The organism is Plantactinospora sp. B6F1, from assembly GCF_040120695.1.
In the GTDB taxonomy this organism is placed as follows: domain Bacteria; phylum Actinomycetota; class Actinomycetes; order Mycobacteriales; family Micromonosporaceae; genus Plantactinospora.
The window spans coordinates 79050-98887 of sequence record NZ_JBEEAC010000004.1; the positions used below are offsets into that span (position 1 = coordinate 79050).

Here is a 19838-nt window from a genome sequence, read left to right on the forward strand (position 1 = left end):
ATGGCGGAACGTAAGAAGCTCCTGCTCCGGCTCGACCCGCAGGTCTACGAGGCGATCGCACGATGGGCCGCGGACGACATCCGCAGCGTCAACGCCCAGATCGAGTACGCCCTCCGACTGGCGCTGCGCTCGGCCGGCCGGACGGTCAGGCCGGCCCGGCGCGGTGTTCCGGCCGGACTGGACGGCTCGGGGTCGGACGGCGCGGGGTCGGACCCGGCCGGGCCCGGCCCGACCGGGTCGTACAGCTCGGGACCGGACGGCGAGCCGTTGGCGGGAGCGGACCCGGACGGTGCCGGCCCGGACGACCCCGCGCCGGCCTGACCGGTACTCCCCGGGGCGCCGGGACGGTCGACGCCGTCCCAGCGCCCGGACCGCGCAACCCGATGCCGGCCACCGGCCGCCTAGCATGAGCCGATGCGGCCGACTTTCGTTTCCGAACCGGTCCGGGTCCGGGTGCCGGCGACCAGCGCCAACCTCGGCCCGGGCTTCGACGCCCTGGGTCTGGCGTTGGCGCTCTACGACGATGTCAGCGCCCGTACGGCGCCGAGCGGCTGCCGGGTCGAGGTGACCGGGGAAGGTGCCGGAGAGTTGCCGGTCGGCGAGGATCATCTCGTGGTCCGGGCCATGCGGGCCGGTTTCGACGCCCTCGGCGTACAGCCGCCGGGACTGGTCGTGGAGTGCGTCAACCGGATCCCCCAGGCGCGCGGCCTGGGATCTTCGTCGGCGGCGATCGTCGCCGGGATCCAACTGGCCCGGGCGCTGGTGGCGGACGGGCCGGGCCGACTCGACGACGCGGCGGCGCTGCGCCTGGCGGCCGAGGTGGAAGGACACCCGGACAATGTTGCCCCGTGCCTGCTCGGCGGGTTCACCATCGCCTGGACGGAGGCGGGCGGTCCGGCCCGGGCGGTCCGGTTGCCGGTCGCGCCGCAGGTCCGGGCCACGGTCTTCGTACCCGAGGAGCGCGGGCTGACCGCGTCGGCCCGCGCGGTGCTGCCGGCGACGGTGCCGCACGCCGACGCGGCCCGCAACGCCGGCCGGGCCGCCCTGCTGGTGCACGCCCTGACCACCGATCCGGCGCTGCTCTTCGAGGCGACCGAGGACCGGCTGCACCAGTCCTACCGGGCGGCCGGGATGCCGGGCACCGCCGCCCGGCTGGCCGAGTTGCGTGCGGCTGGTGTGCCCGCTGTGGTCAGTGGGGCCGGCCCGTCGATTCTCGCGTTCACCAGCGAGGACGAGGATTTCGAGGCGGGAATGGGCTGGACCGCGCAAAGGTTGCCGATAGACGTAGCCGGGGCCCGGGTCGATGGGGGTAGACTGGAACACGCCGAGCGGGACCCTGTTGCCGCAGGTCGGAAGAGTTGATTACGCTCTAGACCTAGCACAGCCGCGAAGCAATGCGACTCCTGCGGGTCGGTGCACCCCCGAAGCTTTCGGCGGTCAGCCCGTCTCACCCCTGCCTAGGTCTACGCCGCACCGCAGTTTCCACAGGTCGCCGCAGGCGGCGAGACCTACCCGCCGATGTTGGTGGGTCGGGAAACCAACCGGCTGCTGTGTTACAGACTCCCGTGACGCGTCAAGCGAGACGGGTGTACCGAGGCCGCCCGGCCAGCCAGCACTTCGGGCCAAGGGCAGCCCCGGCCTTATCGAGGGAAGGAATCCATTGAGCGACACCACCGACGTGACGTCGGATGTTTCCAACGTCGCTGGCGAAGCCACCACAGGCGCCACCCGTCGTCGGCGGACCGGCACCGGGCTGTCGGCGATGCTGCTGCCAGAGTTGCAGAGCCTGGCCGCGTCGCTCGGCATCTCCGGTACGGCCCGGATGCGCAAGGGCGAGCTGATCGCCGCCATCTCGGAACGGCAGGCTGGTGCCACCAACACCGCGAGCGGCGGCGCGCCGCGCCCGCGCGCCGAGGTGTCGGCCGCGGCTGCCCCGGCTCGCGAGGAGGTCCGGGCCGAGGTGCGGGACAGCGCCGACCGGCCGGACGGCGAGCGCCGGGCCGCCGAGCCGGTACCCGCCACCGCCGCCGCTGGCGGCGATGGTCGGTCCCGCACGTCGCGTCGGTCCAGCCGGGCCGCCGCCACCGCCGAGGTGGATACCGAGGCGGTGCCGACGGAGCGGACCGAGCGCCCGGAGCAGGCCGAGCGTGGCGACCGGCCGGAGCGCGGTGACCGAGCCGAGCGCGGCGAGCGGGCCGAGCGTGGCGAGCGGGCCGAGCGTGGCGACCGAGGTGACCGGGCCGAGCGCGGCGACCGAGGTGACCGGGCCGAGCGCGGCGAGCGTGGCGACCGGGCCGAGGGTGCCGAGCGGACCGACGGTGGCGAGCGCGGAGACCGCGCGGACCGGGGCGAGTCGCGCAGGGATCGCAACGAGCGCGGTGACCGGGGCGAGCGCGGCGAGTCGCGCAACGACCGTGGCCAGCGTTCGGCGGACCGGGACAACGACGGCGACGACGACGGCGAGGGCGGCGGCCGGCGCAGCCGGCGGAGTCGCTTCCGGGACCGCCGTCGGGGCCGCGGCGACCGGGCGGAGAGCGGCGAGGGCGGTGGCGGCCGGGAGCCGCAGGTCAACGAGGACGACGTGCTCGTCCCGGTGGCCGGCATCATCGACGTACTGGACAACTACGCCTTCGTCCGGACCACCGGCTACCTCTCCGGCCCGAACGACGTCTACGTGTCGATGTCCCAGGTCAAGAAATACGGCCTGCGTCGCGGTGACGCGGTCACCGGCGCGGTGCGCGCGGCCCGGGAGGGCGAGCAGCGGCGGGACAAGTACAACCCGCTGGTCCGGCTCGACACCATCAACGGGATGGACCCGGACGAGGCGAAGCGGCGTCCCGAGTTCTACAAGCTGACCCCGCTCTATCCGCAGGAGCGGCTCCGGTTGGAGACCGAGCCGCACATCCTGACCACCCGGGTCATCGACCTGGTGACGCCGATCGGCAAGGGTCAGCGGGCGCTCATCATGTCGCCGCCGAAGGCCGGTAAGACCATGGTGTTGCAGGCGATCGCGAACGCGATCACCCACAACAACCCGGAGTGCCACCTGATGGTCGTGCTCGTCGACGAGCGGCCCGAAGAGGTCACCGACATGCAGCGCTCGGTCAAGGGCGAGGTTGTCGCGGCCACCTTCGACCGCCCGCCGCAGGACCACACCACGGTCGCCGAGCTGGCGATCGAGCGGGCCAAGCGCCTGGTCGAGCTGGGCCACGACGTGGTCGTACTGCTCGACTCGGTGACCCGGCTCGGCCGGTCGTACAACCTGGCGGCACCGGCCAGCGGCCGGATCATGTCCGGCGGTATCGACTCCACCGCGCTCTACCCGCCGAAGCGGTTCCTGGGCGCGGCGCGGAACATCGAGAACGGTGGCTCGCTGACCATCCTCGCCACCGCGCTGGTGGAGACCGGTTCCGTGATGGACACGGTCATCTTCGAGGAGTTCAAGGGCACCGGTAACGCCGAGCTGAAGCTGGACCGGAAGATCGCCGACAAGCGGGTCTTCCCGGCCATCGACATCCACACCTCCGGCACCCGTAAGGAGGAGATCCTGCTGGCCCCGGAGGAGCTGGCGATCACGCACAAGTTGCGCAAGGTGCTGCACTCGCTCGACTCGCAGGCCGCGCTGGATCTGCTGCTGGACCGGCTCAAGCAGTCCCGGACCAACATCGAGTTCCTGATGCAGATCGCGAAGTCGACGCCGGGGGAGTGACACCTCCGGCACCCTGAGCAGTTGGTGGGGCCCGGCCGAACTCGGCCGGGCCCCACCGTGCGTCTCCGGGCCGGTTTCAGCGGAGCAGGACGTCGATCACTCCCGTGTCGCTCTCCGCGCCGTGCCCGTCGGCGAGCCACGGACCGACGCCGGTTGGTGGAATTTTCCTTCGGTTCAACCCGCAACTATTGAAACTTCTATACGTCGTCCGGTTGACTACCCGGCATGGTGATCCGCCGCCGATCCGCCCGCCTCGCCGGGCTACTGCTCCTGGTGCCGTCCCTCACCCTCGCCAGCCCGGTCCCGGCGTACGCCGAACCGGTGCGCACGGTGTCCCGGCCCGTTCCGGCCGCCGCCACCGCGCCGGAGGAGGCCCCGGCCGCCTCGTCGTACCCGGCACCGTCGTCCGCGCCGGTCCCGGCCGACGCCGCCGACGGGATCGTGACCGACACCCGGACCCGGCCGGTCGCGCCCGGCCTCGACCTGACCTCCTTCGACCGGTACGACGCCAACGGCTGGCTCCGGGCCGACGCGCTCACCGCCGACCTGTCCGGCGGACTCACCGTCGACTACGTCAACTCCGGCGAGGTGGCCCGGGCCGAACCGCTGCGCCGGGCGGTCGACCGGGCCGGTGCGGTGGCCGCGGTGAACGGGGACTTCTTCGACATCAACAACTCCGGCGCGGCCCAGGGGATCGGCATCCAGAGCGGTGAACTGATCCAGTCGCCGGTGGCCGGGCACCACGAGGCGGTCGGGGTGACCGCCGAGGGCGTGGGCCGGGTGGTCCAGGTGCACTTCGACGGCACCGCCACCCTGCCGGGCGGACCGCTGACGCTCACCCAGTTCAACAACATGGTCGCGGCCGGCGGCGTCGGCGTCTTCACCCCGCTCTGGGGGTCGTACCCCCGGACCAGGGCGGTCGAGGGCGCCACCCGGGTCACCGAGGTCACCCTGATCGGCGGCCGGGTCGGCACGGTCACCCCGGCCGCCGGCAGCGGCCCGATCCCGGCCGGTACGACGGTACTGCTCGGCCGGGAGGCCGGCGCCGACGCGCTCGCCGCACTGCGCCCCGGCGACCCGGTCGACCTCCGGTACGCGCCGAAGCCCTCCGACGGCAGCACCCTGCACGCCGCGGTCGGCGGCAACCGGGTACTGGTCCGCGACGGGGTACCGCAGGAGATCGGCGACGTGAACCCCGAACCCCGGACCGCGGTCGGGTTCTCCGCCGACGGCCGGAAGATGATTCTGATCACAGTGGACGGACGGCAGGCGGACAGCCGGGGTGTGACCCTGACCGAACTGGGCCGGATGATGGCCGAACTCGGCGCGCACGACGCACTCAACCTCGACGGTGGCGGCTCCTCGACGCTGCTCGCCCGGGAACCGGGCCAGCCGGCGGTACGGGTCGAGAACAGCCCGTCGGACGGCTCCGAGCGACCGGTGCCGAACGGGCTCGCGCTCTACGCGCCGCAGGGCAGCGGACGGCTGCGGGCGTACTGGGTGAAGACCCTGCTCGACCCGGCGGCCGCGCCGGGCGTCGGGCCGGTGCGCGGCGGGCGCCCGGACCGGGTCTTTCCCGGGCTGACCCGGCGGCTCTCGGCGGCCGGCTACGACGAGACCTACGGCCCGGCGGCCGGCACGCCGCACTGGCGGGCCGAACCGGCGTCCCGGGGCAGCGTCGACCGGACCGGAGTCTTCCGGGCCCGGCGGTCCGGCGAGGTGACCGTCACCGCGTTCCGGGGCCGGGCAAAGGGCGAACTGCCGCTGACCGTGCTCGGCCCGCTGACCCGGATCGACGGCACCGTGGACAAGGTCGGGCTGGCCGGCGCCGGCGGCACCGGCTCGTTCGGAGTGGTCGGCTACGACGCCGAGGGGAACATCGCGCCGATCGAGGCGGCCGACCTGCGCCTGGAGTACGACCGGGACCTGCTGGAGGTCACCCCGGCCGCCGACGGCAGCCTCGCCGTGCGGGCCAAGGTGGACAGTGGGGCCGCCCTGGTCACGGTACGCGTCGGCGCGGCCAGCACCGTGCTGCCGGTGACGGTCGGACTCACCGACGTACCGGTGGCGATGTTCGACGACGCGGCGAGCTGGCGGTTCAGCGCCGCCCGGGCCACCGGCTCGGCGACCCCGGCGCCGGGCCGCACCGGCACCGGCCTGAAGCTGTCGTACGACTTCGGCCAGTCCACCGGCACCCGGGCCGCGTACGCCGACCCGCCCGCGTACATTCCGGTGGCCGGGCAGCCGCAGTCGTTCGGGATGTGGATCCACGCCAGCGGGAACGGCGAGTGGCCCAGCCTGCACCTGCACGACGCGCTCGACCAGCAGCACGTGTTGCGCGGCCCGTACCTGGACTGGACCGGCTGGCGCTACGTCGAGCTGGCCGTACCGGCCGGCGTGGTGTACCCGGTGCGGATCCGGCGGTTCTACGTGGCCGAGACCGACGCGGCGGCGGCGTACACCGGGGAGGTGGTGATCGACGACATCGTCGCCCGGGTACCGGCCGAAGTGGACGTGCCCGCCGAGCCGCTCCGCACCGACCGGGTGGTGCTGACCGACGGCACCGTCGACCGGGCACCCTGGCGCTTCGCGGTGCTCTCCGACGCACAGTTCGTCGCCGCGAACCCGGACAGTGACCTGGTCGCCCAGGCCCGCCGTACGCTGCGCGAGGTGAAGGCGGCCCGGCCGGACTTCCTGGTGATCAACGGGGACTTCGTGGACACCGGCTATCCGGAGGACTTCGCCCTGGCCAAACAGATCCTGGACGAGGAGTTGGGCGGCACGCTGCCGTACCACTACGTGCCGGGCAACCACGAGATCATGGGCGCCCCGATCACGAACTTCCGGTCGGTCTTCGGGCAGACCTACCGGGTCTTCGACCACGCCCCCCGCCGGGGCGGCACCCGGACCCGGTTCGTCACCCTGGACACCTCCACCGGCAGCCTGCGCGGCGGCGGCTTCGGGCAGGTACGCGCGCTGCGTACCGCCCTGGACGGTGCCGCCCGGGACCCGGCGGTCGGCTCGGTGGTGGTGTTGCAGCACCACGCGCCCCGGGACCCGACGCCGGCCCGGGCCAGCCAGCTCGGCGACCGCAAGGAGGCGGCGCTGCTGGAGCGATGGCTCGCCGAGTTCCAGAGCGGGACCGGCAAGGGGGCGCTCTTCGTCGGTGCGCACGTCGGCAGCTTCTCCGCCGACCGGGTCGACGGGGTGCCGTACCTGATCAACGGCAACGCCGGCAAGAACCCCTCCACCGCGCCGCACCTCGGCGGGTTCAGCGGCTGGACGATGTTCGGGGTCGACCCGGTGAGTCCGGCCGAGGCGGCGGCGGCCCGGCGCGACCCGCTGGCCGAGGGGCCGGAGTGGGTGAGCGCGCAGACCCGGGCGCACGTGGACCAGCTCGCCCTGGCCGTCCCGGAGACGCTGCCGGCGGGTTCGGCGGTCGCGGTCACCGCCACGGTGACCCAGCCGGGTGGCCGGCAGGTGCCGGTCGCCGCCCCGCTCTCGGCCGACTGGTCGGGATCGGCGAACCTGCACGTCGGACCGGTACGCGGCGTGCGGCCCTGGCACGCCGCCTGGTTCGACCCGGCGACCGGGCGGCTGACCGCGCTGCGCCCCGGCGCCACGGTCCAACTCGCCGTCACCGTCAACGGGGTGACCACCCGGGCGACCATCCCACTCACCCGCCGCTAGCGCGGCGCACCGGGCGAGCGGCGGACGCGGGTGGCGCTCCCCCCACGCTCACCCCTCCGCATGCTCAGCACGCGGGTGGACCTGGACGCCAGAGGCGCAATTCGGCAGCGATAGCGCATCTGGCGTCCAGGTCAGGGGCGGGTGACCGTCAGCAACGGGCGACCGTCAGCAACGGGCGACCGTCAGCAACGGGCGACCGTCAGCAACGGGTGACCGTCAGCGGCGGGTGGACGTGGGGGCGACGGGCTAGAAGTCGCCCTCGGCGACCTGGAAGACGGTCAGGCCGAGGGCCCGCCACATCTTGACCACCTGCATCCGGTCGTCGAAGACCCCGACGACCCGGTAGCGGTCGCGGATCTCCCGGTCGAAGATCTCCCGCTTGACCACCGAGTCGCGTCGCTGGTCGCCGACGGCCCGCATGTGCAGGGCCAGGTATGGCACCCCGACGTGCTCGGCCAGCCACTGCTCGGTCGGCTCCCGGCAGGACGCGTCCCGCCCGGTGCAGAAGACCACCCCGTAGCCGGCGGCGTGCATGGCCCGGACCGCCGAGATGACGGCGGTGTTGGGCTGGTCCTCGCCGACCCGGGTCATGTCGTACGGGCTGCGCCCCGAGAGCAGCGCCACCGTGCCGTCGATGTCCACCAGGACGATCTCCGGTGCCTCCTCCGACGGCGGGCTGTAGACGGCCGCCGGCCCGCCCGGCTCGGCGGTCGGTACCGGCAGCGGCAGTGCCCGCCCGGCCAGGTAGCGCTCGTGCAGCCGCCGGATCGCCTCCTCGCCGACCCGGTCCTGCTCGGGCCGCTCGGCGTCGCGTCGGACGCACTCGTCCACCGGTACGTCGGTGAAGTCGTGCACCTCGAATGCGGCGCCGAACCGGGCGGCGAGCTGTGCCCAGTCCCGCACCGTCCGGGAGCGCAGGTTGGTGTCGTCGACGCAGACGTCCGCCCCGGCCCGTAGCAGCGCCTCGACCTGGGCCCGCTGCACGGCGGTGACCTGACCCTCGGCCCGCTGGGTGAAGAGCCGCTCGCCGTGCAGCATCCGGCGCAGGTCGTCCCGGTTCACCCGGACCACCCCGGGTTGCAGCTTCCGGGCGAAGGTGGTCTTCCCGGAGGCGGGCAGCCCGCGGGTGACGATCAGTCGGGTCATGTCTCTCCTTGCTCCGCTCGTCGCCATCATGATCCCTGTCGAGCGAGCTTCCGCACGGACCTCGGGACCGGTTCACCCCCGGTGCTGAGGCGTCCAGTCCGCCGAAGGCCGGGCCTGCTGCCAGAGCCGCGGGCGGTAGTCGCGGCCGTCGAGGCGCAGGAAGAGGAGGGCGCGCTCCGGGTGCCGGCCGACCCGCTCGGCGAAGTCGCGCCGGGTCCATCCGGCCGGCAGCCCGGCCACGAGCTCACCGTACGCCTGCTCGATCTTCGCGGCCCGGGCCTCGACGGTCGCGGTCAGCTCGGCCCCGACGGAGGAGACCCAACGGTGGAACTCGTCCGGCAGCGGCGCTACCCGGGCCGAGAGGTCCTGCCCGGTGACCAGGTACTCCCAGACGACCCGGGCGTTGAGCCCGAAGGTCAGCCGGTGCAGCAGGAGGTACTCCGGATATTTGATCTTGACCCGCTCGTCGGTGTCCGGCCAGTGCACCACCAGCCCTTCCCGGCCGTCCCGGACCGGTGCGGCCAACGCCTCGGCCAGGGTGCGGTAGGGCAGCCGCTCGACCACCGGACCGGGCCAGCCCGGCACCGTCTCCGGGCCGGAACTGCGCCCGGTGGCGATCTCCACGGTGCCGAGCAGCACCAGGTCGTCCAAGTTGTCGTAGTCGAGCACGATCCGGTTCGCCGGATAGACGATCTCGACGAGCACGGTGGACGTCACCACGGGGTGTGCCTTCCGGGATGGGAATGCGGGAGGGAGGAGTGACGTTATCCGTCACGGAATCAGGTGTGCAGCCCGATTTCGTTGGCGGTCCGCCGCCATGGCACACTGGTCAGTCGGCCACCGGTTCCGGTTCACGCCCGAGTCTGTCACCGCCCCGCGACGCGCGTGTCGCGGCCGACGGACGCCGACGGCGACCCGGCGACCATCCACGAAAGGACCGAGGCGACATGAAGCCCAACATCCACCCCGAGTACGTGAGCACCGAGGTCACCTGCTCGTGCGGCAACACCTTCACGACCCGCAGCACGGCGAAGGGCGGCTCGATCCACGTCGAGACCTGCAGCGCCTGCCACCCGTTCTACACCGGTAAGCAGCGCGTGCTCGACACCGCCGGCCGGGTCGCCAAGTTCCAGCAGAAGTACGCCAAGGTTCAGGCCAAGAAGGCCAAGTAGCCGCGTCGACGGCGCCCGCCTCCGGTTCGTCGCCGGGGGCGGGCGCCGTCGTGCCGTTTCCCGGCCCTTTCCACCACCCGTGTTCGAAAGCAGAGGGAGTACGCGCATGAGCGGCGATCGGCTGGCCGGCCTTCTCGACGAGTACGCGGAGCTGGAGCGGCGGCTCGCCGACCCGACGATCCACGGTGACCAGGCCACCGCCCGCCGGGTGGGTCGCCGGTTCGCCGAGCTGACCCCGCTGTACAAGGCCGCCGGCGAGCTGGAGCAGGCCCGTGCCGACCTCGCCGCCGCCCGCGAACTGGCCGCCGAGGAGCCGTCGTTCACGGCCGAGGCGGAGTCGCTGGCCGCGGCGCTGCCCGCCCTGGAGGCCCGGCTCGCCGAACTGCTCATCCCGCGCGACCCGCATGACGGCAAGGACGTCATCCTGGAGATCAAGGCCGGCGAGGGCGGCGAGGAGTCGGCGCTCTTCGCCGGTGACCTGCTCCGGATGTACCTGCGGTACGCCGAACGGCACGGCTGGACGACCGAGGTGCTCGACGCGCAGGACTCCGACCTGGGCGGAGTGAAGGACGTCTCGCTCGCGGTCAAGGCGAAGGGCGTGCCGGAGGGCGGCAACGGGGTCTGGTCCCGGCTCAAGTGGGAGGGCGGCGTGCACCGGGTGCAGCGGGTGCCGGTGACCGAGTCCCAGGGGCGGATCCACACCAGCGCGGCCGGCGTGCTGGTGCTGCCGGAGGCCGAGGACGTCGACGTCACCATCGACCCGAACGAGCTGCGGATCGACGTGTTCCGGTCGTCCGGGCCGGGCGGGCAGTCGGTGAACACCACCGACTCGGCGGTGCGGATCACCCACCTGCCGACCGGGATCGTGGTCTCCTGCCAGAACGAGAAGTCCCAGTTGCAGAACCGGGAGCAGGCGATGCGGATCCTCCGGGCCCGGCTGCTCGCCAACGCGCAGGAGCAGGCCGACGCCGCCGCCTCGGACGCCCGCCGCTCCCAGGTGCGTACCGTCGACCGGTCCGAGCGGATCCGGACGTACAACTTCCCGCAGAACCGGATCACCGATCACCGGATCGGCTACACGGCGTACAACCTCGACCTGGCCCTCGCCGGAGAGCTGGACGGTGTGCTGGACGCGCTGGCCGAGGCGGACCGCTCGGCCAGGCTGGCTGGCGAGACGGAGCTGGCCCGCCGCTGAGCCCCGCCCGGCCAGGCTGGCTGGCGAGACGGAGCTGGCCCGCCGCTGAGCCCCGCCCGGCTCGCCGGGCGGGCCGCACTCACGGCGTCGTCGCTGTCCTGGCCGGCGGCATCTTCCGGCCGGCGAGCTCGAAGGCGCGGCGCAGCGCGTCCCGCAGCCCGGCGCCCGAGCCGTGCACCTCGGCGAAGCCGACGCTCACCCCGACCGGGGCGTCCGGGACGATCGACTCCCACTCCTCGGCGGCGACCGCCGCACTGATCCGCCGGCCCACCTCGCCCGCCTCGGTCATCCCGGCGCCGGGCAGCACCACCACGAACTCGTCGCCGCCGTACCGGGCCACGAAGTCGCCGCGTCGCATCACCCGGTTGATCACCCCGGCGATCCGTTGCAGGACCAGGTCACCCGAGTGCCGGCCGTGCGAGGCGTTCACCGCCCGGAAGCCGTCGAGGTCGACCACGCCGACCGCCGCCCGCTCGCCCCGGGCGACCATGGCGGCGACGTACCGTTCGAGCCGGCGGCGGTTCGGCAGCCCGGTGAGCGGATCGGTCAGCGCCTCGCCCTCGTGCCGGGCCGCCTCCCGACGCATCTCCTCGTGCTCGATCCGGGCCGCTATGCCGTCCACGTAGACGTCCCGGAGCCGGTCGTTGCGCTGGGTCGCCAGCCGGAACGCGTACCGGTCGGCCCGGTGCGCCGCCGCGTGGTCGCCGAGCCCGGCGTAGGCCAGGCTGGAGAGTCGGGCGTGCTCGGCCGCGCCCAACGTCTCGGCCGAGACGTGCACGGTCTCCAGCCGGGACAGCGCCTCGGCGGGGCGACCGGCCGCGATCGCCAGGCACGCCCCGCCGAGCTGCCGCATGTCCCGGGCCCGCGCACTGTCCCCGCCGTTGCCGAGCAGCCAGTCGGGGTCGAGCTCCGGCACGGCCGGCCGGCCGGCCGTGCCGCCGAGGGCGGCCTGCCGGGCGAGGGCGTACCCGTACGCCGCCCGGCTGCTCGGCCGGACCCGGCCCGCGGTGCCGGCCTCGACGAACCGTTCCAGGTCCGCGCCGACGTCCCGGAGCACCCGCAGGCAGCCGTCGCTGTCCCCGTGGTGGTCCAGCGCCACCGCGTTGCGCAACCGGATGCCGGGCGCCGCGAAGGTCTCCTGGGGTATGCCGACGGCCAGCCCGAGCCGGCGGGCCCGCTCTATCGCGCCCAGCGCGTAGCCGTGGAAGCTGAGGTAGGAGTAGGCCATCGCCAGGTCGTGCCAGCCCCAGGCGGTCTCCCGGTCGGGCTCCTCCACCGAGCCGAGCGCCCGGGCGCCCCGGACCAGGTGGGTGACGCAGCGGTCCAGCGCGCCCTGGTTCTGCGCGGCGAGCGCGGCCAGGGCGTGCAGGTGGCCGTGCAGGTACGGCTCGGGCAGGTCCCGGGCGGCGTCGAAGGCCAACTCCACCGATCGGGTGTACTCGGCGGTCCGGCCCAGGTTGAGGATCGCGGAGAGCCGCTGGAGCAACGCGTCGGCCCGGGAGTACGGGTCGTCGGTGGTGCCGATCACCCGCTCGAAGATCAGACAGGCCTCGGCGGATCGACTGCTCTCCATCAGGGAACGGGCGTGTCTCAACTCCTCGGCCCGGTCACCGACCCGGTCGAGCCAACTCACGCACAACCTCCATCGCTTCGCCAGCCAGCCCCCGTCGGAGTGAAGGAGTCGGCAGGTCGCCCGGAGGCACGGTGCCCTCCGGGGACGCCCGGCCGGTCCGAGCACCCAGTCGTTCCGGGGTGGAAACGCGCCCGCGACGCGATGATTCCCGGCCGACGTCCCATGATTATGTCGTGACGCGTATTCCCCGGCACCCCCCTGCGGCGACAGAGCCGACCCGACCCTCGGTCGCGCTCGCGGCGGCGACGTCCGCGCTGGCCCGGGCCGGTGTCGGCCCGGCCCGCGCCGAGGCGGAACTTCTGCTGGCGTACGTCCTCGGCGTGTCGCGCGGTGCGCTGGCCGTGGCCGGCCCGCTCGGTCCGGAGCAGCGGGACCGGCTGGCGGAGCTGGTCGAGCGACGTACTCGGCACGAGCCGCTGCAGCACCTGCTCGGCTCGGCCGCGTTCCGGTACCTGGAGCTGGCGGTCGGGCCGGGGGTCTTCGTCCCGAGGCCGGAGACCGAGTTGCTTGCCGGCTGGGGAGTCGAGCAGGCCCGGCGGGCCGGTGTCGACCCGGCCGGCGGCGGGCCGGTGGTGGTCGACCTGTGCAGCGGCAGCGGTGCGATCGCGCTCTCGGTCGCCGCCGAGGTGCCCGGGGCCCGGGTGGTCGCGGTCGAGCGGTCCGCCGCGGCACTGGAGTGGCTGCGCCGCAACGCCGCCGAGCGGGCCGGTGCCGGTGACCCGCCGATCGAGGTGGTGGCCGGGGACGTGGCCGACCCGGAACTGCTGGCCGGGTACGTCGGGCGGGTGGACGTGCTGCTCTGCAACCCGCCGTACGTGCCGGACGGCACCCCCGTACCGCCGGACGTGGCCGGACACGACCCGGCGGACGCGGTCTTCGGCGGCCCGGACGGGCTCGCCGTGATCCGGCTGGTGCGGGACCGTGCCGCCCGGCTGCTGCGCCCGGGCGGGGCGTTCGGGGTCGAGCACGACGACACGCACGGTACGGCCGTTCCCGAGCTGCTGCGTGCCGACGGCCGGTTCGTCGGGATCGAGGAGCATCCGGACCTGGTCGGGCGGCCCAGGTTCGCCACCGCCCGCCGCGCCGACGCCCGTTCGTGACCGGCTGGAAGTCCCCGTGCCACGGTGGGCGCTCCGGCGTGGCAGACTGGCTCCCCGTGATGCTCTACGACTGCCGGTCGGTGGCGGACCGGGACCGAGGCATCGCCGCGGCCGTCGAGGCGGTCAAGAACGGCGAGCTGGTCGTGATCCCGACCGACACGGTCTACGGGATCGGCGCGGACGCCTTCACCCCGTACGCGGTCAAGGCGCTGCTCAACGCGAAGGGCCGGGACCGGCAGCATCCGCCGCCGGTGCTGGTCGGCTCCCGGCGGACGCTGGACGGGCTGGTCTTCATGCTGCCGAGCAGCGCCCGGGACCTGGCCGACGCGTTCTGGCCCGGTGCGCTGACCATCGTGGTCGAGCACTCGCCCAGCCTGCAGTGGGACATCGGGGACACCGGCGGCACCGTGGCGGTACGCATGCCGCTGCACCCGGTCGCCCTGGAGGTGCTCCGGGAGACCGGCCCGATGGCCGTCTCGTCGGCGAACAAGACCGGCCAGCCGGCGGCGGTGACCGCCGAGGAGGCGCGCGAGCAGCTCGGCTACGCGGTCCGGGCCTACCTGGAGGCCGGGCCGTGTCCGGAGCCGGTGCCGAGCACCATCGTCGACGCCACCGGTGAGGTGTGCCGGGTGCTGCGCCAGGGCGCGATCCCGCTGGAAAAGCTCCGGGACGTCGTGCCCGACATCCAGGGGGCACCGGACATCCAGGGGCGGGTGTCCTGAGTGCCGCCCTTCACGGTCCTGCACGTCTGCCTGGGCAACATCTGCCGGTCGCCGATGGCGGAGCGGCTGCTCGCGCTGGCCGTACGCGAACGGCTGGCCCGGCGGGGAGCGGCGGACCCGGACGACGTCGACCGCCTGGTGCACAGCCACAGCGCCGGCACCGGCGGCTGGCACGCGGGTGAGGAGATGAACCCGCCGGCCGCCCGGCAGGTGCGGTCCCGGGGCGGTGACGCCGCCGACTTCGGCGCCCGCAAGCTCCGCTCGGAGCACATCGACGCGGCCGACCTGGTGCTGACCGCAACCGCCGACCAGCAGGAGTACGTCGTGGCGCTGCGGCCCGACGCCGCCGACCGCACCTTCGTGCTCGGCGAGTTCGGCCGGCTGCTGCCCACGGTGGACGCGGCGGCCCTGCCACCGGCCGACGTCGCCGATCCGGACGCGGTGCACGCCCGGGGTACCGCCCTGGTGGCCGCGGTGGCGGCGGCCCGGAGCGGCTCGTCCCCGCTGCCCGGCGACGACCTCGACGACCCGTGGGGCCGGGGCGACCAGTGCTTCAGCCGGGTCGCCGACGAGATCGAGGAGACGGTCGGGCCGCTCGCCGCCGTGCTGCTGCCCTGACCGCACGCCGCCGCCGGAGTCGGTGGCGGGGCCCGCGGATCTCCGCTCGACCGCACCGCCGCGGTCACTCCGACCGTCGTCACTCCGACTTGTGAATCTGAGCCGGTTTGTCGGGAAACGGGTGCGCCGCCCGGAATCAGCCGTCAGGCTGACGTGGTCCCCGAGCCCGGTCGAATCGTCCGGGTCGCGTCGATCGCTGTCCCGCCCGGGAGGTACGCATGCTCCGGCTGCGGCTGAGCCAGCTCTGGACCCTGACCCTGGCCGGCATCCTGGCCGGGACGATCCTGGCCGCGGCCGCGCTGCCGGCCACCGTACTCGCGGCGGTGGGGCTGAAGTCGATCGGCGCCCGCTACGAGGACCTGCCGCAGGACCTGCGTACCCCGCCGACCGCTCAGCGCTCCTATCTGTTCGCCAGCGACGGCCGTACCCCGATCACCTCGTTCTACGACGAGAACCGGACTAACGTGCCGCTGTCCCAGGTGGCCGAGGTGATGCGGCAGGCGACGGTGGCGGCGGAAGACGCCCGGTTCTACTCACACGGCGGCGTCGACCTCAGGGGCGTACTCCGGGCCGTGGTGGCGAACCAGGTGGGTGGCGAGGTACGTCAGGGTGCCTCGACGCTGACCATGCAGTACGTCCGCAACGTACTCAAGAGCGACCCGGGGTTGACCGCCGAGCAGCGCGCCGAGGCGACCGAGACCAGCCCCGGACGCAAGATCCAGGAGATGCGGTACGCGCTCGCGCTGGAGCGCCGGCTCAGCAAGGACGAGATCCTCGGCCGCTACCTCAACATCGCCTACTTCGGTGCCGGGGCGTACGGCGTCGCCGCCGCCAGCCAGCGGTACTTCTCCAAGCCGGCCAGCCAGCTGACGCTGGCCGAGGCCGCCCTGCTGGCCGGGCTGCTCCGCTCGCCGGAGACGGACAGCCCGATCGGCGGGAACGCCGACGCCGCCCTGGCACGCCGGGGCTACGTGCTGGGCCAGATGGCCGAGACCGGGGTGGTCCCCGTCGAGACCGCCACCCGGGCCCAGGCGGAGCCGATCAGGCTGCGCCCCGGTGCCGAGCCGAACGACTGTGCCGGCATCCCGGACGGGCGTTCCGACTGGGGCTTCTTCTGCGACTACTTCCGGCAGTGGTGGAACGCGAACCCGGCGTTCGGGCTCACCGTCGACGAGCGGCAGCGGACGCTGCGCCGGGGCGGCTACCGGATCACCACCTCACTCGACCCGGCGATCCAGGCCACCGCGCTGCGGCAGATCCTGACCGTCTACGACTACTCCGACCGCCGGGCCGCGCCGATGGCCGTGGTGCAGCCGGGCACCGGCCGGGTACTGGCGCTCGCGGTCAACCGGCACTACTCGCTCGACCCCAACCCGCCGGGGCAGCGCAACCATCCGAACACCGTCAACCAGTTGATCGCCGGTGGCGGCGGTATCGACGGCTACCAGGCGGGTTCGACGTTCAAGATTTTCACCCTGCTCGCGGCGCTGGAGCAGGGGATGCCGCTCAGCGCCGGCTACGTGGCGCCGTCCCAGCTGGTGACCAGCTATCCGATCGACGGGCCGCGGGCCTGCGGCGGCTACTGGTGCCCGGCCAACGCCAACCCGGCGTGGATGAACGGCTACCGCACCATGTGGACCGCCTTCGGCCGGTCGGTCAACACCTACTTCGTGGCGCTGCAACAGCGGATCGGTGCGGACCGGGCGGTACGGATGGCCGAGCGGCTCGGCATCGTGTTCCGGGCCGACAGCGACGCCCGGCTGGCCACGTACGGGGCGAAGGGCTGGGGGGCGTTCACCCTCGGCGTCTCCGCCACCACCCCGCTGGACCTGGCGAACGCGTACGCGACGCTGGCGGCCGAGGGAAGGTACTGCAAGCCCTTGCCGGTGCTCTCGATCGTCGACCCCGCCGGTCGGGCGCTGCCCGGCGCCGCGCCGAGCTGCGGGAAGATGCTCCAGGTGGAGGTGGCCCGGGCGGCGACCGACGCGGCCCGTTGCCCGGTCGGCGGTCAGTCGGCGTACGCCCGGTGTGACGGCGGCAGCGCTCCGGAGGTGGCGAGGATCCTCGGTGACCAGCCGGTGGCCGGCAAGACCGGCAGCGCCGAGGGGTACGCCACGGAGACCTTCGTCGGGTTCACCCCGCAGCTCGCCGCGGCGGCCATCGCCGCCAACCCGGACGACCCGAGCGACGCGGTCGGCCAGGCGGTGCAGCGGAAGGTCATCGCCGCGGTCGCCACCACCCTGGCCAGCGCGCTGGCGGGCAAGCCCCGGCGGGACTTCACCCCGCCCGGTCGGGAGATCGCCCTCGGCGACGGCCCGGGTGATCTCGGTCCCGCCCCGGCCGGCCCGGGCCCGGACCCGTTCGCCCCGGCGCCCACTCCGGTCCCGCCGGTGCCCGTTCCGACGCCGCCGGCCCCGGCGCCCACCGCCGTGGTACCCCGACCGACGCTCCCGGCGCCGCCCCGGCCCACGGCCCCCGGGCCACGTCCGGTACGCCCGGTGCCGACCGCACCCGGCCCGGCGGTGGTCGTGCCACCGACCCCGCCCGCACCCCGCTGACCGGCCCTGACTCGCAGGAGCGCGCCGGCAGGTCGTCGGGCGGCATCCCGGGCACCCCCATAGACTCGGACCTGGCCCAATGCCGAGCGTGACGAGAAGGTGCCGGGGTGAGCGAGCTGACCGAACGGGTGGGGCGGCCCGGTGCCGGCGAGCCGGCCTTCTGGGGGCCGGACTTCGACGAGCTGACCGGGACCGACCCGGAGATCGCCGAGGTGCTGCTGGACGAACTCGACCGGCAGCGCGGCGGGTTGCAGTTGATCGCCAGCGAGAACCTGACCTCCCCGGCGGTACTGGCGGCGCTCGGCTCCACCCTGAGCAACAAGTACGCCGAGGGCTATCCCGGCCGGCGCTACTACGGCGGCTGCGCCGAGGTGGACCGGGCCGAGCGGATCGGCATCGACCGGGCCAAGGCGCTGTTCGGGGCCGAGCACGCCAACCTCCAGCCGCACTCCGGGGCGAGCGCCAACCTGGCCGCGTACGCCGCGCTGGTGCAGCCCGGCGACACGGTGCTGGCGATGGACCTGCCGCACGGCGGCCACCTGACCCACGGCAGCCGGGTCAACTTCTCCGGCAAGTGGTTCGCTCCGGTCGGCTACCAGGTGCGCCGGGACACCGAGCTGATCGACTACGACGAGGTGCGGGAGCTGGCCCTGGCGCACCGACCCAAGATGATCATCTGTGGTGCCACCGCCTACCCCCGGCTGATCGACTTCGCCCGGTTCCGCGAGATCGCCGACGAGGTCGGCGCCTACCTGATGGTGGACGCGGCGCACTTCATCGGGCTGGTCGCCGGGCGGGCGATCCCGTCCCCGGTGCCGTACGCCGATGTGGTCTGCGCCACCACGCACAAGGTGCTGCGCGGGCCCCGGGGCGGGATGGTGCTGTGCCGGGCGTCACTCGCCGAGCGGATCGACAAGGCGGTCTTCCCGTTCACCCAGGGCGGGCCGTTGATGCACGCCGTGGCGGCGAAGGCGGTCGCGCTCCGCGAGGCGGCGTCTCCGGCCTTCCAGGCGTACGCTGCCCAGGTGGTTACCAACGCGCAGGTGCTCGCGGCCGCACTCGAAGCGGAGGGGATGCGACCGGTCTCCGGCGGCACCGACACCCATCTCGCCCTGATCGACCTCCGGGAGGTCGGGGTGACCGGCCGCGACGCCGAGGCGCGCTGCGACGCCGCCGCGATCACCCTGAACAAGAACGCCATCCCCTTCGACCCGCAGCGACCGATGACCGCCTCCGGCATCCGGGTCGGCACCCCGAGCGTCACCACCCAGGGCATGGGTGCGGAGGAGATGCGCCGGATCGCCGGGTTCATCGGACGCGCCGTGCGTACCGACCCGGCCGCACCCGGCGGAGCGGAGGCGCTCGCCGGAGTCGCCGCCGAGGTCGCCGATCTGGTGGCCGCCTTTCCCGCCTACCCGACCGCGGGACGGCGGCGGTGACCGCGCGGTCGCCGGGTCAGTGGCACGCGGTCCAGTCCCGGTTGCCGCATCTGCGGGCCACCCTGCTCGCCTCGGCGGCGCTGCTGGTCGTCGCCACGCCGGTCGGTTTCGGCGTGGCCGGCGTCGACGGCGGGGCCGGTGTGGCGGCCGGCGTGACGCTGGCCGTCGTCAGTTACCTGATCTCCGCCTACTCCGTGGCCTGGGCGGACTCGGTCCACCCTCGAATGATCATGTCGGTGGGGCTGGTCACCTATGCGGTGAAGATGGTCCTGCTGGGCATGGTGATGGCGGCGATCGCGACCACCGGCTGGTCCGGCCTGCTGCCGATGGGGGCGGGCATCATCGCCGGGGTGGTCGTCTGGACCGCGACCCAGCTGGTCTGGGCACTGCGATCGCCACTACCGTACGCCGGGCCGAGTGGTCGGTAGCGGCATTTTCGGAAGACCTCACCGTGTCGGTGGAACGACAGGTTCCATCCTGGCGGATCGGGAGTAACGTGAGCCGGGGTTGACGCGTCCCGGTCCTTCCCGCACCCGGTCGACGGTGTGCGGGGGTTGACGCGCACCCGCGATTTGCCGGCTGATAGTGTTCCGCACGTCATGGCCGATGACCTCCACCCCCGCAAGCCCGACGAGCCGTCGTCGGAGGGGGTCGCTGGTGCAGTCGTGGGTTACCTGCTCGCCGGGATCGTCGTGTGGGGCTTCCTCGGCTGGCTGGCGGAACGGTGGTTCGGGCTGCCGGAGGGCATTGGGATCGCGACGGGCATGATGGTCGGCGCGGCAGGAGCGATCTACCTGATCATGAAAAGGCTCGGCACCTAGCGCCAACCGGTGCCGGTCTTATCGAGTGCGGAGGA

Annotated in this window: 16 protein-coding genes; 13 read left to right on the plus strand and 3 right to left on the minus strand. The window is 73.6% G+C overall.

The genetic code is table 11. The annotated features are described in order from the left end of the window. The 4 genes from ABNF97_RS07795 to ABNF97_RS07810 all read left to right on the plus strand — a co-directional run bounded on the left by ABNF97_RS07795 (window position 1) and on the right by ABNF97_RS07810 (window position 7399). Window positions 1-321 carry a type II toxin-antitoxin system antitoxin gene (locus ABNF97_RS07795; protein ID WP_349338097.1) on the plus strand — a complete coding sequence of 107 codons (321 nt, stop codon included), beginning with the start codon at window positions 1-3 and terminating at the stop codon, window positions 319-321. A gap of 93 nt (window positions 322-414) precedes the next feature. Beyond that, window positions 415-1362 (plus strand): homoserine kinase, encoded by a 948-nt coding sequence (gene thrB, locus ABNF97_RS07800; protein WP_349338098.1) that lies wholly within the window; start codon window positions 415-417, stop codon window positions 1360-1362. Window positions 1363-1660: 298 nt separating this feature from the next. Then, a complete protein-coding gene (rho, locus tag ABNF97_RS07805; RefSeq protein ID WP_349338099.1) occupies window positions 1661-3709 on the plus strand; it encodes a transcription termination factor Rho in 2049 nt (682 codons plus the stop codon). Window positions 3710-3934: 225 nt separating this feature from the next. Beyond that, window positions 3935-7399, plus strand: a complete 3465-nt coding sequence (locus tag ABNF97_RS07810) for a phosphodiester glycosidase family protein (protein WP_130462186.1) — start codon at window positions 3935-3937, stop codon at window positions 7397-7399. Between the two features lie 246 nt (window positions 7400-7645). On the opposite strand, the gene ABNF97_RS07815 is transcribed toward ABNF97_RS07810, so the two are convergent. Together ABNF97_RS07815 and ABNF97_RS07820 are read right to left on the minus strand one after the other, a co-directional pair. After that, window positions 7646-8545, minus strand: coding sequence for a phosphatase domain-containing protein (locus tag ABNF97_RS07815; RefSeq protein WP_130462187.1), 900 nt, complete (start codon window positions 8543-8545; stop codon window positions 7646-7648). 72 nt (window positions 8546-8617) lie between these two features. Then, complete coding sequence (locus ABNF97_RS07820; protein ID WP_349338100.1) at window positions 8618-9265, minus strand: hypothetical protein; 648 nt, start codon at window positions 9263-9265, stop codon at window positions 8618-8620. A 227-nt stretch (window positions 9266-9492) separates the two neighbouring features. On the opposite strand from ABNF97_RS07820, the gene rpmE reads away from it, so the two are divergent. Together rpmE and prfA are read left to right on the plus strand one after the other, a co-directional pair. After that, a complete protein-coding gene (rpmE, locus tag ABNF97_RS07825) occupies window positions 9493-9717 on the plus strand; it encodes a 50S ribosomal protein L31 (protein ID WP_130462188.1) in 225 nt (74 codons plus the stop codon). 106 nt (window positions 9718-9823) lie between these two features. Further along, entirely contained in the window at window positions 9824-10912 is a 1089-nt protein-coding gene (prfA, locus tag ABNF97_RS07830) for a peptide chain release factor 1 (RefSeq protein WP_130462189.1), read from the plus strand. Between the two features lie 79 nt (window positions 10913-10991). On the opposite strand, the gene ABNF97_RS07835 is transcribed toward prfA, so the two are convergent. After that, a complete protein-coding gene (locus ABNF97_RS07835; protein ID WP_130462190.1) occupies window positions 10992-12545 on the minus strand; it encodes a diguanylate cyclase domain-containing protein in 1554 nt (517 codons plus the stop codon). Between the two features lie 173 nt (window positions 12546-12718). On the opposite strand from ABNF97_RS07835, the gene prmC reads away from it, so the two are divergent. The 7 genes from prmC (at window position 12719) to ABNF97_RS07870 (ending at window position 19803) form a co-directional block, all read left to right on the plus strand. Continuing rightward, window positions 12719-13645: a peptide chain release factor N(5)-glutamine methyltransferase gene (gene prmC / locus ABNF97_RS07840; RefSeq protein WP_130462191.1), complete on the plus strand. Its 927-nt coding sequence runs from the start codon at window positions 12719-12721 to the stop codon at window positions 13643-13645. Window positions 13646-13704: 59 nt separating this feature from the next. Next, window positions 13705-14367 (plus strand): L-threonylcarbamoyladenylate synthase, encoded by a 663-nt coding sequence (locus ABNF97_RS07845; protein ID WP_130465854.1) that lies wholly within the window; start codon window positions 13705-13707, stop codon window positions 14365-14367. Beyond that, complete coding sequence (locus tag ABNF97_RS07850) at window positions 14368-14985, plus strand: arsenate reductase/protein-tyrosine-phosphatase family protein (RefSeq protein WP_130462192.1); 618 nt, start codon at window positions 14368-14370, stop codon at window positions 14983-14985. A gap of 218 nt (window positions 14986-15203) precedes the next feature. Beyond that, window positions 15204-17543, plus strand: a complete 2340-nt coding sequence (locus ABNF97_RS07855; RefSeq protein ID WP_349338101.1) for a transglycosylase domain-containing protein — start codon at window positions 15204-15206, stop codon at window positions 17541-17543. Between the two features lie 107 nt (window positions 17544-17650). Beyond that, a complete protein-coding gene (glyA, locus tag ABNF97_RS07860; protein WP_349338102.1) occupies window positions 17651-18982 on the plus strand; it encodes a serine hydroxymethyltransferase in 1332 nt (443 codons plus the stop codon). Continuing rightward, window positions 18979-19410: a Cg1360 family ATP-synthase-associated protein gene (locus tag ABNF97_RS07865; protein WP_130462193.1), complete on the plus strand. Its 432-nt coding sequence runs from the start codon at window positions 18979-18981 to the stop codon at window positions 19408-19410. The genes glyA and ABNF97_RS07865 overlap by 4 nt, the downstream gene beginning before the upstream one ends. A 171-nt stretch (window positions 19411-19581) precedes the next feature. Beyond that, the gene (locus ABNF97_RS07870; protein ID WP_130462194.1) at window positions 19582-19803 is read left to right on the plus strand and encodes a hypothetical protein; all 222 of its coding nucleotides are present in this window, start codon (window positions 19582-19584) and stop codon (window positions 19801-19803) included. Window positions 19804-19838: the final 35 nt, after the last annotated feature.